The organism is Vibrio sp. FF266 (assembly GCF_041439695.1).
Classification (GTDB): domain Bacteria; phylum Pseudomonadota; class Gammaproteobacteria; order Enterobacterales; family Vibrionaceae; genus Vibrio; species Vibrio tasmaniensis_A.
On the sequence record NZ_JBGOOO010000003.1, the window covers coordinates 37,801 to 54,580 of the forward strand.

The following is a 16,780-nucleotide window of genomic DNA, read 5'->3' on the forward strand; positions in this document are numbered from 1 at the left end:
AACGAATTGTGTTGAGCTGTGAAATGTTATTATGCGGTTTAATTAACGTTAATTTCTATAAAACCTTTTAATCTGAAAGGGTAAAATCATAAAAGTGGAAAGCCGATCACTCTTTGTTAGGAAGTTTCAATTTTTAGGTTCTAAATCAAGCCTTAAAGAAAACACTGACCGTAATCTTGGGCCGCATTAAACATATGGCTTAAATGTAAGGCTTTCTTTGTTAAAGGGTCATATTTATGACAAGCAAAACAGCCCCTATCTTCTTTAGGATGCACTAAAGCAAACCATTGAGGGTTTTGGACATAGGTCTCTATTGTACTGTTTGATAATAACTTCGAACCCCCTATTTCATTTTTCCAAGAGGGAGGCACCTCTCCTTTATTTAAATCACTCTCGTTTGAGACTGTCCAAGATGTGCCCACAAGGAAGTAGTTAGACCAAACAGATTTACGTGATTGGTAATAATCTGACATTGCCTCGTTAAGCGCTTTTATATCTTTAGCTACTTCAGTTTTCGTTAAAACACCAACCCCATAGGGTGTTTCTCTACAGACTTGAGTAGGTTTACCAGGGAAGTAAGTATTCACTTTCTGAAAGGACATTGGGTTGAAAAATGTCCATTTACCTGATTTTTCAAAATTTGATAGGTTAGGAACATCAGCACAATCAGGAGCGTTTTCCTTGTGTTCAAATGTGGTCCAAATGAATTCAGGATGATTCCTTGTTTTTCGCACTACATGAATCCCGACCAAGCCCATTAGAACATTACTCCTTACTGCCCCGTCGATCTCAACATCTCTATGAATAGTGAAAAATTTTTCAGGGTTGTCGTTATTAGATATTAATTTCCATGAGGTTTTTACTTCAGTGGAGCCTGGGGATATTTCAAACGGTGTTTTCCCACTGTCAATATCGGCGACACATTGGCTATTGTTTAATCCGTGTTTGACGATGTCATTGTAGAATTTTTTATTGACACTTTGTTGATAGAAGACCGGATTGCCTTCTTGATCGTTCAATGGGAAATTAGAGCCGGCTTGAAGGATCTCACTTTGTACTAATCCTTGATCACCTTTATTGTCCCAACTATCGGGTATCTCTTTAAATATTCTGTCTTTCGGCATCATATTCAAGAATAAACCCGGTGTCTTGTCACTGGTATAATAAGCAAAAGATTGCCATGCAAACTGCATAAAACTGCAATTAATATCGGATTTACTCGTTTCTGTAGGCTCTTGAGGTAAGGAAGGGTAATCAATCCAAGAGGAGTTGCCAGTACAGTCAGGGGCTTCTAACTCTAACGATTTGTTATCTCTAATCTTATTTTCGTAAGAGTCATTCGATTGAAAAGCTTCCCCTATAATTTCTGTAGAATAACAATGTATTGGTGAGAGGAAAAATGAGGAAACTATTATTTTCTTTAAACAATTCATGATAATTATTATCATTCGTATTTGTATGGGTGGCTAAAATTACAATAGTTACAAATAAAACGAATCTAAATTAGTTAATAATTTAGTGTGACTCTGGAACTGCGTGTGTGCTCTGGAGTTGTTTTTGTCTCGATTCTGTCTACGTTCATGGGTGAGGCAAGCTGATTGTAAGAACCGCGCTCTATACAATATGCAACGTTATTAAACGTTTGACACCGATCTTCCACATCGTTAATCTGTAACGGCACTGGCAAAATCCAGTGTCGGGATTAGTCCCCCGCAATATACACCCAAGGCGCATAGACGCTAGCTTTTGCTGGTTTTTTATGTGCAGCTTCAGCACACCTGAACATAGTCGCTTTACTTATAAAACGTACTATCAGCATTATGGTGGGCTGGGCGAGGCAGCTTCGGCTGGCCGTAACCTTGGGAGCGGTAGGACTAACCTTGTTCAGCTCACCACCCGAAGATTAGTCCCTTTGTGTGGTGATTTAAAGATCATCCCCAAGGAGGCAACCATGCCAAATTTAACAATCTTTTCTAAAGACATTCGCACACTCGATAATTTGTATTCGCTAAACGATCTGCATAAAGCGAGTGGTGGACACAATCGACATCGTCCAAGTATTTTTATCAAGAATCAGCAAACTCAAGAACTGGTTAATGAAATTGAGCAAAGCAGTAATTCCTGCTTTGCTATAAATACCAAACGTGACGGTAGTGATGCGGGGACTTGGGTATGCAAAGAATTGGTCTACTCATACGCAATGTGGATTAGCCCAAAGTTCCACCTAAATGCCATTCGTGCGTTCGACAGTATGCCCACAGCTCTAGCACTTCCTACTCCAACTGTTCCGCAAGACCTATCCTTAAACGACTTAATCTTTGAATTGGCGAAGGCGAAAAACGTAACAAGCCAAAATGTTCATGTGCACTACAATGCCGTATTCAATACCAATACTTGGTCACAAGAGCATGGTTTTGAACACGCATTGGCAAAAAGAGTACTTAAACAAGACTTAGAAAATGAATTGCGTAGTCAAATCCCAGAACTGCAGTTACTCAAGCAGCAAGCGAGAGAACACGGGCTAGCATTAGTGGATGAAAGTGAATACCAAAGCTTCCAAGGCCGAATGCAAATGCAGCAAAAGCAACTCGAGAAGTTGGTAGATGATGTAATGGCGTTAAGCCGAAATCATAATTCGTTGATGAACAGGGTTATGTAAAAGTGGCGGCAAAAATGGCGGCAAAAATGGCGGCATTCATTGTAAAACAGCGTTATTTATGGAGATAAAACGTCAATTACCACTGTTTTTATATACATTTTATTTTAATTAACCTATTGATTTGTAATGCATTGCATTCGTTTTTTCCAAGTTCTATGGAATGTCTTCACAGTCAGCTATGGACAAGCACTCAGGTGGTGTTGCTAAGTACCGTGCTGCGGAAGGTAAAACTGTTTTACTTCCATACCGTGGTTCAGTTCACAACACAATTTCTGACATCCTTGGTGGTGTACGTTCAACTTGTACATACGTAGGCGCAGCGAAGCTTAAAGAGCTAACTAAGCGTACGACTTTCATTCGTGTACAAGAGCAAGAGAACAACGTATTCGGTAAAGAGTAATCTGAACGAGTTCGAATAGTTTGAAAATCAAGAGCCGCTTTTGCGGCTCTTTTTTTGTGTGGTTGTTAGACAGCTCAATACGTATCGTTATTTTCTGCAAAGTGATGGTTCAACGGCAAATTTCTTACCAAAAAAAGGAAGGTAAGACGTTGGAATACCAGAGCATGCTTTGAGGCCTGCCTCTTCATACTTTGACTCGTAAATCGAAGGGGTCATGAATGTTAAAACTAAAGCAATCCCGGCTAATGCTATTGCTGAAAGAGGTAAGGCTCCACCATACCTATCTTCCCAGCGTGTTTCGGTAAATATGAAATATGTTCCCACTATAAAAAATACAAGCATTATTAACCCTATAGGAATTAGGGCAAGATCAAATCGAGAGTATACAGCGACATCACCAATATCTTCATTCAGTGAAATGATATTATTGATTCCAAAGGCTAGGCTTACAAATGACAAAGTTAATCCAATAAAAACTGCAGGAATAAACTTTGAGACTCTTTTGAGTTTGTTTATCGTACTTCTAATGTTCATAATTCTCTTGGTAAAAGCTCATTTAGTGAGTTTTTGACGAACGTTTTAATTTCAGTTTCTATTACTTCTTTGCTCGTTTCGAGCACTCCAGATACTAACATCGCTGCCAAATCAATAACGCTGTCTTAAACTTCTTATATTTTTGCTCGTCAAATGTTAAGGCTGCAAAGTTTAGCCCTCATTTCTTGCAAAGAGATGGGTCAATAGCATATTTCTTTGCAAAGAAAGGTAGGTAACCTACAGGTGTACCAGAGCATACTTTGAGGCCAGAATTTTCGAAGCGTGACTCGTATATTGATGGTGTGATTAGTGTTACTAACACAGATAATATGAATGAAATCATTATACTGTAGCTAACAGTATTCCCAGAAACGTCATCAAGACGTGTTTCTTTTACTACAAAGTAAACGGCAGCCACGAACAATGAAGTCAAAGCACCAGCTATCGGAATCATTGCTAAGTTAAACCGATAATATACCTCTACATCAGATACTTCATTTGAAAGAGAGAGGAGTTCGTTAATCCCAATGTATAAGCTAACAAGGGCTAGGAACACCACTAAAACAGCCCCAATAAATAGTTTGTAAACTCTTTTAATTTTTTCTAATGCTGATTTAAGGTTCATAATGGTTTCAAAACTAATTCATTTGGTGGTTTTTTGAACATGTTATTTTAACCTTTACTATTGGCCTTTACATAATTCTGGAGAGATTACATAAGTTCGATTTGAATACCTCAATGTATTTGTATTTTTACTTGTGCATTCAATATAGCCTTCTAAATTTTTCTGGATTTGATTATCAGTCATGTAAGTAAAGATCGGAGCCATGATTATCAAAACAAATAGGATAGATTCTCGTTTAGAATGGGGAGTGGTAAGTTGAAAATGAGAGCTAGTGAACCACTTAACGAAGCCAGAGCAACGAAAAAAACACCATATGTGGAGCCAATGTTCATAATTCCATCAACTTTAACCACATCACCAACTTTTTGAACCATGAGTATGTTTTGGTAGCTAAAATAACCGGATAAAATGATCGTAAAAACTATAATTAACAACTTCACGTACTTGGTCATAATGCAGCATTCCTTAAAGCGTCTGACATTGAATAGCTGTAACCGTTAATGTCCTGGATGTAGTCCTCGGCATCTTCTTTTGCTTTATTTTGTGTATAGCCTGTTATAGCGTCTTTCTATTCCTCGAAAGCAACATTAACAGCTTGACCAACAAAATATGATACGGCTACAAATAATAAACCAGCCCCTATAATTGACACTGTAGCTATACCAGACAATAAAACAGCGGTTACAGTCGCCGAAGCTGCTAATGCAACGATACCCTTTACAATATCTTGTGCAGAGCTGCCTATAAACTGCTCCAGGGTAGCATCATCTCTTAAAATGTAGTCGACAGCATTGCTTCCTAGTGAAAATGCGACTTCTAATCCAGTATTTACCCGAACAAAGCTTTTAAACGCCTGAAGATCCCTGATACCTAATCCCATTTTTATCACTTGAGGGTTATTCATTTTCCATTTGTAACCACTCATAATTGTTTGTTGATGGAAGCGGAAGTTTTTAATGATAAACCAATCGACGTTATGTAAGGCATCAGGAGAAGAAAGAGCGCGTGGAACAGCAGCAATTAGCGCTGGACTAAACAAAGACTCCTTTTAGGGGGCTCACACAAAGCCACCTTCTTTAGAAGGTGGTAATTTACTTGCTTGTTAGGCAGCTCAATACGTATCGTTATTTTCTGCAAAGTGATGGATCAACTGCAAATTTCTTACCAAAAAAAGGAAGGTAAGAAGTTGGAACACCAGAGCATGCTTTGAGGCCTGCCTCTTCATACTTTGACTCGTAAATCGAAGGGGTTATGAGTGTTAAAATTAACGCAATTCCGACGAATACTAATGAAGATAATGGTAGCACTCCACCATATCTGTCTTCCCAACGTTCCCCTGTAATAATATAGAAAATGCTTATAATGGTCATTACAAGTGTAAAAATTCCCATAGGAAAAAGGGATAAGTTGAATCGTGAGTATGTTTCGACCTCACCTATAGGTTGCCCAAACTCTAAAATATTTAAGCATCCCGTATAGAGTGCGTACACAGTGATAGTCGCAAAAATTATGACTCCTGCTACGAGGGTGCAAACTCTTTTAAGTTTATTTACAAAGGATTTCATATCAGCTTGTATTCGTTCTTTGTTCGTGTCGAGGCTCTCGCGACCAACATTGAAGCTAAATCAATAACGCTGTCTTAAACTTCTTACTTTTTTGCTCGTCAAATGTTAAGGCAGCAAAGTTTAGCCCTCATTTCTTGCAAAGTGATGGTTCAACGGCAAATTTCTTACCAAAGAATGGCATGTATCCTACTGGAGTTCCGGTACATTCTTGTAGCCCTGCCTCTTTATATCTCGACTCATAAATATAAGGTGTGGCAAGTGTTAATAGAATAGCTAAAGCAGCAAACCCTAAACTAGAAAGCGGCAATCTTGCACTGTACCTATCTTCCCACCGCTCTTCTGTTATCACATAGCATATACCCAAGATGAGCACTATTAGCATCATTACGCCCATAGGAATAACTGCGAGGTCAAATCGAGAATATACCTCAACATCACCAATAGGTTGCCTTAATTCAATGATATTGTTCCATCCCATATAAAATGAAGCGGCTGTCATAATAGCAAAAAGCAGTGTACCTGCAGCTATCTTGTAAACTCTTTTGATTTTTTCTAATGCAGGTTTTAGCTTCATAATGGTTTCAAAATTAATTCATTTAGTGATGTTTTTATAAAGTGTCGGATTTCTGCCTCGACTACTTCTTTTCCTGTTTCCAGAGCCCCTTCTACAAGCATTTCGGCAAGATCTAAGAAGCTATCATAGGCGTCTTTTTGTAGCTCTTTCCCTTTCTCAACAGCTTCTTGTTGTGCTTTTTCTAGTAATTCTATCACTTTAGCAGTAATGCCATAGTGGTTATCCAATTCATTTAATACCATTGACGTTAATAATCCTGCAGCTACTACTACTACTAAATGTGCTGCAACGAAAGATGTTAGAGCCATTGCTGTAGCACCAAATGCAGCAGAGACAATCGAAGATATTCCTATTTTAACTAAATCTGTCGCCAGAGAACCGATGAGGTCAGTCAAAAACACTTCATCATTAAGTGCGTAGTCTAATATTCGATATCCAGCAGCGACATAAATAGTTAGAACGGTTCCAGATTTTATAGAGTGGGATAAGCCATACTTGCCAATACCTAGCTGTACAATCTTTGGATTATCGAGTCTGTAGTATGATGCTGTTAAAATACGTCTTAAGCCTGAATGACCAGTTAGTTTGATCATTTCATTGCCAATTTTGTTGAATTCAGTAGCCATTTTCATACCAAAAGTGGCTTTTAATCCAAGTTTTGTTGCCCTTAAACCATGGAGGTTAAATTGAGCAATAACCATTGAAGTTGATACAACATCCTTACCATTGACCCCATAATTAATCATAACTTGACTGCCAGTTGAGGTTGTCATGGACTTCCAAGTATCTTTAGTATCCATCCAGCCCCAACTTTGTAGGACTCTAAACGCCTCTTCTAAAGTTAAAAGCATAACTTCAGTGTGACTATTTTGTAATTGCGTCCTTAGCGCGTCATCAGGTAGTACCTTCGTATTGATGTATTCCCCCTCAATAAAATTATAAGGAGGCCAATACATATTTTCAGGGGCAATGTTTGCAGTTTGAGTCGGCGCATTTTGTTGTGCTGTTGCTTGCATGTACCCAGATTTTTTTAAGGGTGGTAAAAAGCCTTGCCCCATCCCTGGTGTAATACGAGATGCTTTGACTTCATTTTGGTAAGCCATAGAGGTTTTTGGGAAAAATGTGTCCTCATCGGCATTAGAATTGATCGTTGATTTGTTAGTTAGTTCAGCCTCACGAGCCATTGACCTTTCTGGAAAAATACTCTTATTGTCACTCATTGTTTTAACACCCAATTTAATTTGTTATGAATTCTACTGATGCAAGAAAAAAAATTATCCTAAATGAATAGTGATTTTAACTAAATTACTATGAGTGCGGAGAATCTCACATACCTTTCATTGGTCTAGTTGGTATGTGTCAGGTATAAAATAATAAATCGTAGATAAAGGGGCTGGGGTTAGTGAAAACGGGTCTTCCAACTAAGATGCTTATGCTTTAATAGCCCTACATTCATAGCTGTTCTTTAATTTAGTCAAGACCAAGATGCATGAATTTGAATTTTTCAATAACGAAGAGCCACATTGAGCGGCTCTCGCTATTTTAGACTTAGTCGTCGCTTCGAACAGTGTTAAGCCTTAAGTCTCTTCTACTTCGCATAATTCGACGGAAACAGTGCTCGTTTCGCTTCTTCATCACGTTCGGTTTTAAATTCAATGCCTTTACCAATCTCGCGGGCACGTAGTGCAGCAGGGCGAGTGTTGATCGTGTTAAACCAACGCTTCAAGTTCGGGTAAGGTTCTAAGCCTTCTTCACCAAGCACGAAAGGTGCTTTATCAATCCAACCCCATGCAGCGACATCGGCAATGGTGTACTCATTTCCGACGATAAACTCACGACCTTCCATATGCTTTTCTAACACTTCGTAATGACGTTGTGCTTCACGTAGGTAACGGTTCACAGCGTAGTCGAGGCCTGCTGGTGCAGCATGGCGGAAGTGTACCGATTGACCTGAATAAGGGCCAAGGCCGCTCGCGATAAACATCATCCAAGAGAGCAGTTCGGCTCTGTCTTCTGGCTGACCACCAAGCTTGCCTGTCTTCTCTGATAGGTACAAAAGTATAGCGTTAGAATCGAACACGCGTTGCCCATCGTCTTCAATGGCTGGTGTTTTTCCGTTCGGGTTTATTAAGCGATATTCCGGAGTGTGTTGCTCGCCCTTTAAGGTATCAACAGGAACGAGTTCAAAATCTAGGCCTGTCTCTTCTAGAAACAGAGCGATCTTCATTGGGTTGGGTGTTTGGTGAAAATAGAACTTAAGCATGGGGTAACTCCTTGTATTGGTGATTCATTAAAGCACCACTTGAACGACCGTTCAATAATTGATTTTAATTTATTTGAAAATCGGCTGATGCGTGTTTTAAGTCTATGTGCTTAAAACTTCTTTATTAGAGCGAGAATGGAATCGAGCGATTCAGTATGTTGAATTTCAAGTTGTTGAAAAAATTAGCTTAAAGTTGCTTTTTGGGCGTGTTTTTTTTGCGGAGTTCGGGTTTGTGATGGGTGGTTTTCGGTGGAATAGGGCGTATGAAATCCGCAGTCAGATATTCCAACAAAAACGTTGAGCACTGGTTCAAACCAGAATTATCTGGATACACAGGCTTATTGGTAAGTTCAAAATCGTGATCTGTTGCCACATCTTATGCAACAAATGAATATTAACCTTGGAGAGTAAGGTTTGGTTCACGGTTTTTTAATCTTGGGGGCTTACATTGGGGAGCAAATCTGATGTGAACACTTAACGACACAGGATCTTTCCATGAAAAAGAACATTATCGCCCTCGCTCTTGGTGGCATGCTTGCTTTTGGCGCAACACCTTATTCTTTTGCCGCTAACGATGGCGCAGTACAAGCTTCAGCAGATTACGCGCAGTTGGTGACTAAGCGACAAGTTGTCGACCAATTACTTCTTGATGCGTTGCAGGCGTTTAAGTCTCCGGCAAGAATTTCTCACGCGGGCTTCACGGCTAAAATGCCAAGCAACATGGAAATTGTGACTAACCGATTGTTAGAAGCGTACCAGCTAGAACCTTACCGTACTGACTTGTTGATCTCGGCAGCGAACGCTCAGATCTACAACAAGAATGCAGAGCGCGCTATTGAGCTGTTTGAACAAGCACTGACAGTTGCGCCAGACGATGTCGACTTGCACGCATATCTTGCGGTTTGGCAGCGATTTGAAGGCAATGAAAGTGAATCGAATAAGCACATGGACAAGCTGGAAAGCCTGAACAAAGGTAAAGCAGAAGACATCAAACGTATTTTTGCAACGGTCGACCGCGTGTTAGAAACACCTCTTAAAGAGTCTGCGGATAAGGGACTGTTGAGCGACCACGGTGCCATCGTCACTTTGGGCTACGCGCTTAATCCAGATGGTTCTATGCATGAAATCTTGATTGAACGTCTTGAAACAACATTAGCAATGTCGAAAGCTAACCCTGACGCGATGATCGTCTTAACCGGCGGCGTGCCTAAGAACCATAAGACAGAAGGTAAGTTAATGGCGGATTGGCTTATCTCAAAAGGGGTAAGCAAAGACCGCATCATTGAAGAGAACTACGCGACTAGCACGGTAGGCAACGCCTTGTTTAGTAGCTATGCGCTTGCTCGTCATGATATTAAACATGCGACCATTATTAGCTCGGCAAGTCATGTTCGTCGTGGTCAAACTCTGTTTGAAATTGCGAGCTGGCAAACGGGCCCTCAGGGTATTACCTTCGATACGGTTTCTTACCCAGATAAGCCGCTAGAAGATCTTAAGAAAGCGAGCAGTGGTGAGCTTCTAGGCATCTACCGTGACGCACTGAGAACGTATGGTATGTGGAGCTACCGCTCTTACCCATTAGAGTCTCGCTAAGCCCAAGCATTATTTGCGTTTGGGAAAAGTGCGGTTCGCGTTAAACCAAAGCGTCACTTGTTAGTACAATCGAGCACAGCTAGATGGTATGCTGTGCTCCTATTTAATTTAGTGTTTCAAAGGCAAAAAAATGAACCCGATTTTAGCAATGTTGAAAGAGAACAATATTAGCGACGAGCAGATCAGCGAGCTATTCAAAACGCTGACAGAGAACCCTCTTGCAGCAATGGCGACAATCAGCCAACTTGGTTTACCACAAGATAAGCTTCAAATGCTGATGGGTCAGGTAATGCAAAACCCTGCGCTAATCAAAGAAGCAGTTGAAGAGCTTGGCCTAGATTTTTCTAAGGTTGAAGCCGCTAAAGAGCAACTTCAAAAATAAGTGAGTTTGACTGAGCTGATATCGTCTTAGCTTAATCAAAATTCAATGAGAAGGTCGTTTAAGTTCAGCAATAGGCTGTCTTAACGGCCTTTTTTGATCTTGGTGGCGATTATTAACTTCGATCAAGTTGCTTTCAAACATTCTCTCCGAGCCTATACATACCGCCTATTTCAACATAATTGACAGCAACCTTGCTAAATACGCGCGACTACTGACAATTTACTTACTAGACTTAATTAACCTATGTGCGATCTGATATGTGCACCTTGATGAACAAAGCTTTTGGATGAAGAAAGCCTTAAATAATGGGGCTAACCGATTTGGCCATAAGCGCGTTTATCTATGAGTCACATTAAGGAAAAGAATAAGAGGGCAACAAACTAAGCCCTCTATTAAGCAGTGATTTATAGGACATGAGTTATGAAGTATTTAAAGGAAACCGCTTTAGCGAGCCTTGTGCTGGCTGGGCTTGTCGGTTGTGGTGGTGATTCAGGTTCATCAAGCAGCACGACACCGATTACCTTGAGTGTGAGTGATGCGCCCATTGATGATGTTAAAGACGTCACTGTGACATTCAGTAAGGTGGCTTTACTTCCGGGACAGGGAGGTACGCCATTGGTTTATGACGTGTATAAAACGGACGAAAACGGTAACTACGTGGACAAAAACGGTGACCCATTGCCAGATGGTGAGGAGCCTATTCCATTAAGTGTTAATTTATTGGATTACCAAGGCAGCGAGGCGCTTCCTTTGATCAAAAATGAGGTCATCCCGGTCGGCAGTTATAAGTTGTGTGCGTTTGCCCATGATGGTGACCACCCAACAACACCTTCTTACGTTATAGAAAACGATGATACGAACCGTCAGTTAACTGTGAAAGGTGAAGGTGCATGCCCGCAAGGTGTGGGTAAAGAAGATAACGCTGGTGTGCTGTATTTTAACAACTCATTTAATGTGAACCAACAAAGTAACGATTTTGTTGTTGAGTTCGATCTGCGACGCGGCTTAAAGAACAGTTCAAGTCTCCCTGATTACACCATTCAAAGAACGTCTGTGAGCCTTATCAATACGGTTGAGACAGGAAACATTGAAGGTACTGTAGCGACAACAACTTTTGGAGCTTGTAACCCTACAAATGACAATACCTTCGTTCAATCGGTTTATTTGTATGAAGGTGACATCGTTAAAGCTGACATGGCACCAATTGGTGGTCCAGCGGAGAAAAAACCGATCACTTCAGCGTCAGTGACATTGAATAAAGCGAAGACCAACTATGAGTTTTCTCTGGGCTTCATTGATTCAGGTACTTACTCTTTAGGCTATACCTGTACTGCACAGCATGACAGTGATGAAGACAATGCCGATCCGGTTGCTGATGGTTTTGAAATCTATGCTGTTGAAAATAGTGTTCAGGTAGTGATTGGTCAGAACAGCCAAGTATCGTTTTAAACCTTTAACGTGATTTACCACTCTAATAAATACGGCCTCTCAATTAGAGTAGAGGCCGTTTTTGATCATGTCACCTAGCTAGCATGAATTTGATGCGCATTAAGTGTGACTCTAGGGAAGTGATAATGTAACTTTGTATCTCTTACTTTAACCTAGCGAAATGTACTCCGGCGTTGCTCATGAAATCTAGCTTAAGCATTCGATCTTACACCAAGCAGTTTAATACTCATGCTCATGATGACCATCATCAATTGGTATTGCCGATCCAAGGCAGTATTAATATTGAAATGGTGGGGTATGTCGGCAAAGTGGCCGTGGGAGAATGTGTGGTGATTCCGGTAACCACAGCGCATGCGTTTAAGGCGGATGAAGCAGCGCGGTTTATTGTCGCGGATATGGCGGAGTTGCCGCAGCACTTGTTAGAGCATGAGCTCTCGGTTTTTACGATCACACCACCTTTGATGAGCTTCTTACTGTTTGTTGAGAAGCAGCTGGAATATCAGGTCGATAGTGGCATTGAGTCATCAGTTTTGGATGTGTTTTCATTGCTGTTAGAGCAACAACAAGTCAGCAAGAGTATCGACCCAAGAATCCGTGCGGTACAAAGGCTGATTGCGGATAACTACACCCAGCCGTTATCCATTTCACAACTTGCTGAAACGGCCTGTTTGAGCCCTACTCAATTCAAAAAACGCTTCAAAGAATGTCTGGGCATCAGTGCGCTTAAATACATCACTCGATATCGTATGGAGAAAGCCCAAGCCTTGTTAACTCACACCGATTTACCGGTTCAATTGATTGCTGAAAATGTGGGATATAGTGATGTTTCTGCTTTCAGTCGTCGCTTCTCTCAGCACTTTGGTATGTCCCCAAGGGCGTTTCTAGGCTCAATGAAAGAGAGTCTTTAGAAACAACAATAGCGTCCTTTTGGCAAACTAACTCTTATCAATTTTCACTATTATCTATTTCAGAACTGAAAATTGGGTAATAGAAATGAGTCTTGCCATCAATCGCGTTAACGAATTCCAAACGGGCACTTTAGCCATCTTGTTTGCTTCTATTTTATGGGGCACGACAGGCACCGCCGCAAGTTTTGCTCCTGATCTAAGCCCATTAGCGATTGGTGCTTTTTCTATGGGCGTCGGTGGCCTAATGCAAGCGGGCTTGGCATATCGAAAAATCCTATTCGCTTTCGACAAGCTTTTGCAGAATAAGAAGCTGTTGGCAGTGAGCGCTTTGGCTTTGGCGGTCTACCCGTTAGCTTTCTATTCTTCAATGAAATTATCAGGTGTGGCGATTGGTACCGTGGTTTCGATTGCGACCGCACCTTTCTTTTCGGCACTGTTAGAGTGTCTGATTAGCAAAAAGAATAATATCAACAAACGTTGGCTCACTAGCTTTGCGATTGGTGTGGTAGGTATTGGATTGTTGGTGTTTTCAGAATCTTCATCGGCGAACGAATCCGGTGATGATCTCAAGCTGTTAGGTATTGGCTTAGGTCTGGTCGCTGGGTTGTGTTACGCCATTTATTCTTGGGCGACAAAAGCACTGATCGATAAAGGGATTAAGTCACAAGCAGCGATGGGCAGTATTTTTGGCCTTGGTGCGATGCTGTTGCTGCCAACGCTCTGGTTTACGGGTGAGAACCTGTTTTCCTCGCAGATTAACGTATTAGTCATCAGCTATCTTACGTTAATCCCACAATGCTTAGGCTATATCGCGTTCAGTTTTGGTTTACGCCACGTCACCGCGAGCAGTGCCAATCTGCTGACCTTGTTTGAACCAGTAGTCGCAGCGGTGCTTGCCGTTTGTGTTGTCGGTGAGCTGATTCCTTTTACAGGCTGGTTAGGTATGTCTCTGATTGTGTTGTGCTTGTTTATACAGTCGAAGCCATCTAAAGGAACGTTATAAGTATTTGTTTTGTTGGGCCTAATTGAAATTTGTTCATGCGGAATTAGTATAATTGAATAAAATGAGTATCTCAGTTTTAAGAGTGCTGTTATTATCGCTATCAATAGTCGGGGGGCATATACCTTATTTGGTGTTTGCTGAGATCGTTAGTCGAGACCCGTTGAACCTGATTCAGTTAACACTGGCGTAGGGAACTATGAGCACTCGATCTACGTCTGCACCCATGAAAGCTTTCATGAGCCTAATGCGACTTCTCCTTCGATCAGTGTTCGTTCTCCTACGTCTTGTAAGATAGTAGGAGCGACAATGACACACAGTTCTATTTCAAAAGCTTTAACGCCAAAAGCCTCAACTCCAAAATCCTCAACACAGCAGCACTCTGCTGAAGACACGACTCGCACGAATACTCCGATTGTTTTAACCATCGCGGGTTCTGACAGTGGCGGCGGTGCAGGTATCCAAGCTGATATTAAAGCCATGTCTGCTACCGGTAGTTTTGCTTGTTCTGTGATTACCGCTATCACTTCCCAGAACACTCAAGGCGTTTCCGCCATTTTTCCTATTCCACTCGACCATGTCGCTAGCCAGTTAGATGCGGTTTTTACTGATCTCAATATCGTGGCAGTGAAAGTCGGCATGTTGGCTGATTCTCAAATCATCAAAGTCGTTGCTGACAAAATTAAGCAGTACCAACCTAAGCATCTTGTAATTGACCCTGTAATGGTCGCGACAAGTGGCGATCTTCTTCTAGAAAACTCAGCTATCACGACGCTAAAGCAAGAGTTGATTCCGCTGGCAGACATTATCACCCCTAACTTACCAGAAGGCGCGGCATTAACAGGCAAGCCAGTACCTGAAAGCGAAGCTGAAATGCAGGGCATGATTGAGGACCTGCGTGCTTTGGGCGCGAAAGCGGTACTCCTAAAAGGCGGCCATTTAGAGAAAGATGAAAACAGTAACGACTTACTGATTCTACCAACCACCTCTGCCTTGATTAGTGCTAAGCGTTTCCCGACTAAAAACACCCACGGCACGGGCTGTACGCTTTCATCTGCCATTGCTTCTTTCTTGGCTCAGGGCAACACGCTGGCAGAAGCTGTTGACCTAGGCAAACAATACATTTCTCGCGCGATTGCTCATGCTGATGAGTTGCAAGTTGGTCAAGGTCATGGCCCGGTAAATCACTTCTTCGCTGGACACGGTAATGTCCGTTAATACGATTGGCGTTCAACTCAGCAATGCCTCTTTACGTTATAACGACAGTGAGCACGCGACCTTGTCTGGGTTGTCGCTTAGCTTAAACGCAGGTAAGTGGACGGTATTGCTAGGTCGAAGTGGCTGCGGAAAAACCACGGTGTTGCGTTATCTGGCAGGCTTACTGGACGATAAGGTGGAGTGGCAGGGCACATTGGCAACGTCTGATGAATTGCCTTTAACGGATCGCATCGCATACATGGCACAGCAAGACTTGTTACTGCCATGGTTGTCGGTTATCGACAATGTTTGCCTAAGTCATCGTTTTCAAAATCCAGCTTCTGATAAAGCACTGCAAACCAATCAAGCACTAGAGTTGCTCGCTGCGGTTGGTTTGGCTGATCACGCGTCTACTATGCCAAATCAATTGTCTGGCGGTATGCGTCAGCGTGTTGCTTTGGCTCGCACTTTAATGCAAGACAAACCAGTGGTACTGATGGATGAGCCTTTCTCTGCGCTGGATGCGGTAACAAGACATAAGTTACAGAGCTTAGCTTGTGAACTGTTAAGAGATAAAACCGTTGTGTTGATTACTCATGATCCACAAGAAGCGGTGCGTTTGGCGGATAACTTGTATGTGTTGCAAGGCACTCCGGCGAGTGCACAGTCACTGTCTGTGCCTAATACAGCGACACCAAGAGTGTTAGACGGTGAATGTGCTGAGTTACAACAAGCGATCTTAGATCAGTTGGAGCGTGATTATGAATGATCTAACGCGAAGCGAAGCTGTGGCGCGTTCAGCTAACGTACAGACTACCACTACACGCCCTCGTCAGATGAATCCCGTTATGCGTTTGCTTATCAGCAGTGCTGTGATTCTCGGTTTATGGCAAATGGTGGTGGTTATCTTTGAGATGCCTAGCTTCATTCTGCCAGCGCCTGCAGAAGTCTTTTTAAAACTTATTGAACGTTACGATGTGCTACTCAAACACACTTGGGTGACTGCGCAGGAGATCTTACTTGGTCTATTGCTCGGTTTATCCATGGGGCTGTTTTTCGCCCTACAGATGTTGATGTTCGAACCGCTGAAACGCTGGTTGTTGCCTATCTTAATTGCTAGCCAAGCCATCCCTGTGTTTGCGATTGCGCCAGTATTGATGCTGTGGCTGGGTTATGGCATCGCATCAAAAGTCGTGATGGCGGCGATCATTATCTTCTTCCCCGTGACCACTTGTTGTTACGACGGTCTGCGAAATACACCGACTGGTTATCTTGATCTTGCTAAGACCATGGGTGCATCGAAGTGGCAATTGCTCCGTTATATCCAATTGCCGGCGGCACTACCAACACTGGCGTCTGGTATTCGTGTCGCTGTGGTGATTGCCCCAATTGGTGCGGTTGTCGGCGAGTGGGTGGGTTCGAGTGAAGGGCTGGGTTACCTAATGCTGCAAGCGAACGCACGCATGATCATTGATGAGATGTTTGCAGCCTTGTTCATCTTGGCGGTGCTGTCTATCTCGCTCTACTTCATCACAGACAAATTACTCAAAAAAGCTATCCCTTGGGAGAACCAGTGATGGTTCGCTCAATAACACTTGTTTAATAAAGCTTCGCTCACGCTATTTATCTAA

Annotated in this window: 17 protein-coding genes, 1 pseudogene and 1 riboswitch; of the genes and pseudogenes, 10 read left to right on the forward strand and 8 right to left on the reverse strand. The window is 42.0% G+C overall.

Features of this window, described 5'->3' with window-relative positions; genetic code table 11:
- Positions 1-152 precede the first annotated feature (152 nt).
- Positions 153-1,433, reverse strand: a complete 1,281-nt coding sequence (locus ACED59_RS03565) for a hypothetical protein (RefSeq protein ID WP_102258052.1) — start codon at positions 1,431-1,433, stop codon at positions 153-155.
- A gap of 518 nt (positions 1,434-1,951) precedes the next feature.
- Here ACED59_RS03565 and ACED59_RS03570 point away from each other — a divergent pair.
- Positions 1,952-2,659 (forward strand): KilA-N domain-containing protein, encoded by a 708-nt coding sequence (locus tag ACED59_RS03570; RefSeq protein ID WP_102258051.1) that lies wholly within the window; start codon positions 1,952-1,954, stop codon positions 2,657-2,659.
- A gap of 142 nt (positions 2,660-2,801) precedes the next feature.
- Positions 2,802-3,059, forward strand: a pseudogene (locus ACED59_RS03575) (IMP dehydrogenase); the annotation flags it as partial.
- 87 nt (positions 3,060-3,146) lie between these two features.
- Here the strand turns inward: ACED59_RS03575 and ACED59_RS03580 are convergent.
- The 7 genes from ACED59_RS03580 to ACED59_RS03610 form a co-directional block, all read right to left on the reverse strand.
- Positions 3,147-3,593 carry a DUF2079 domain-containing protein gene (locus ACED59_RS03580; protein WP_102250281.1) on the reverse strand — a complete coding sequence of 149 codons (447 nt, stop codon included), beginning with the start codon at positions 3,591-3,593 and terminating at the stop codon, positions 3,147-3,149.
- Positions 3,594-3,771: 178 nt separating this feature from the next.
- Positions 3,772-4,218 carry a hypothetical protein gene (locus tag ACED59_RS03585; protein ID WP_017096315.1) on the reverse strand — a complete coding sequence of 149 codons (447 nt, stop codon included), beginning with the start codon at positions 4,216-4,218 and terminating at the stop codon, positions 3,772-3,774.
- Between the two features lie 568 nt (positions 4,219-4,786).
- Complete coding sequence (locus ACED59_RS03590; RefSeq protein WP_017096313.1) at positions 4,787-5,257, reverse strand: hypothetical protein; 471 nt, start codon at positions 5,255-5,257, stop codon at positions 4,787-4,789.
- Between the two features lie 85 nt (positions 5,258-5,342).
- The gene (locus ACED59_RS03595) at positions 5,343-5,783 is read right to left on the reverse strand and encodes a DUF2079 domain-containing protein (protein WP_102582543.1); all 441 of its coding nucleotides are present in this window, start codon (positions 5,781-5,783) and stop codon (positions 5,343-5,345) included.
- Between the two features lie 127 nt (positions 5,784-5,910).
- Positions 5,911-6,357, reverse strand: coding sequence for a hypothetical protein (locus ACED59_RS03600; RefSeq protein ID WP_017096386.1), 447 nt, complete (start codon positions 6,355-6,357; stop codon positions 5,911-5,913).
- Positions 6,354-7,577: a hypothetical protein gene (locus tag ACED59_RS03605; RefSeq protein WP_241820686.1), complete on the reverse strand. Its 1,224-nt coding sequence runs from the start codon at positions 7,575-7,577 to the stop codon at positions 6,354-6,356. Before ACED59_RS03605 ends, ACED59_RS03600 begins: the two co-directional genes overlap by 4 nt.
- A gap of 368 nt (positions 7,578-7,945) precedes the next feature.
- A complete protein-coding gene (locus tag ACED59_RS03610) occupies positions 7,946-8,620 on the reverse strand; it encodes a glutathione S-transferase family protein (protein WP_017096384.1) in 675 nt (224 codons plus the stop codon).
- Positions 8,621-9,115: 495 nt separating this feature from the next.
- Between ACED59_RS03610 and ACED59_RS03615 the strand changes: the two genes are divergently transcribed.
- The 8 genes from ACED59_RS03615 to ACED59_RS03650 all read left to right on the forward strand — a co-directional run bounded on the left by ACED59_RS03615 (position 9,116) and on the right by ACED59_RS03650 (position 16,726).
- On the forward strand, positions 9,116-10,213 hold the full coding sequence (locus ACED59_RS03615) for a YdcF family protein (RefSeq protein ID WP_017096383.1): 1,098 nt from the start codon (positions 9,116-9,118) through the stop codon (positions 10,211-10,213).
- A gap of 130 nt (positions 10,214-10,343) precedes the next feature.
- Positions 10,344-10,595 carry a DUF2999 family protein gene (locus ACED59_RS03620; RefSeq protein WP_004731647.1) on the forward strand — a complete coding sequence of 84 codons (252 nt, stop codon included), beginning with the start codon at positions 10,344-10,346 and terminating at the stop codon, positions 10,593-10,595.
- 420 nt (positions 10,596-11,015) lie between these two features.
- Entirely contained in the window at positions 11,016-12,044 is a 1,029-nt protein-coding gene (locus tag ACED59_RS03625) for a DUF4382 domain-containing protein (RefSeq protein ID WP_029223733.1), read from the forward strand.
- Between the two features lie 179 nt (positions 12,045-12,223).
- On the forward strand, positions 12,224-12,952 hold the full coding sequence (locus ACED59_RS03630; protein ID WP_029223732.1) for an AraC family transcriptional regulator: 729 nt from the start codon (positions 12,224-12,226) through the stop codon (positions 12,950-12,952).
- An 85-nt stretch (positions 12,953-13,037) separates the two neighbouring features.
- Entirely contained in the window at positions 13,038-13,955 is a 918-nt protein-coding gene (locus ACED59_RS03635) for a DMT family transporter (protein WP_017096381.1), read from the forward strand.
- Between the two features lie 98 nt (positions 13,956-14,053).
- Positions 14,054-14,165, forward strand: a riboswitch (TPP riboswitch).
- Positions 14,166-14,261: 96 nt separating this feature from the next.
- Positions 14,262-15,170 (forward strand): bifunctional hydroxymethylpyrimidine kinase/phosphomethylpyrimidine kinase, encoded by a 909-nt coding sequence (gene thiD, locus ACED59_RS03640; protein ID WP_017096380.1) that lies wholly within the window; start codon positions 14,262-14,264, stop codon positions 15,168-15,170.
- Positions 15,160-15,918: an ABC transporter ATP-binding protein gene (locus ACED59_RS03645; RefSeq protein WP_017096379.1), complete on the forward strand. Its 759-nt coding sequence runs from the start codon at positions 15,160-15,162 to the stop codon at positions 15,916-15,918. Before thiD ends, ACED59_RS03645 begins: the two co-directional genes overlap by 11 nt.
- Positions 15,911-16,726 carry an ABC transporter permease gene (locus ACED59_RS03650; RefSeq protein WP_017096378.1) on the forward strand — a complete coding sequence of 272 codons (816 nt, stop codon included), beginning with the start codon at positions 15,911-15,913 and terminating at the stop codon, positions 16,724-16,726. The genes ACED59_RS03645 and ACED59_RS03650 overlap by 8 nt, the downstream gene beginning before the upstream one ends.
- The last annotated feature ends 54 nt before the right edge of the window (positions 16,727-16,780 follow it).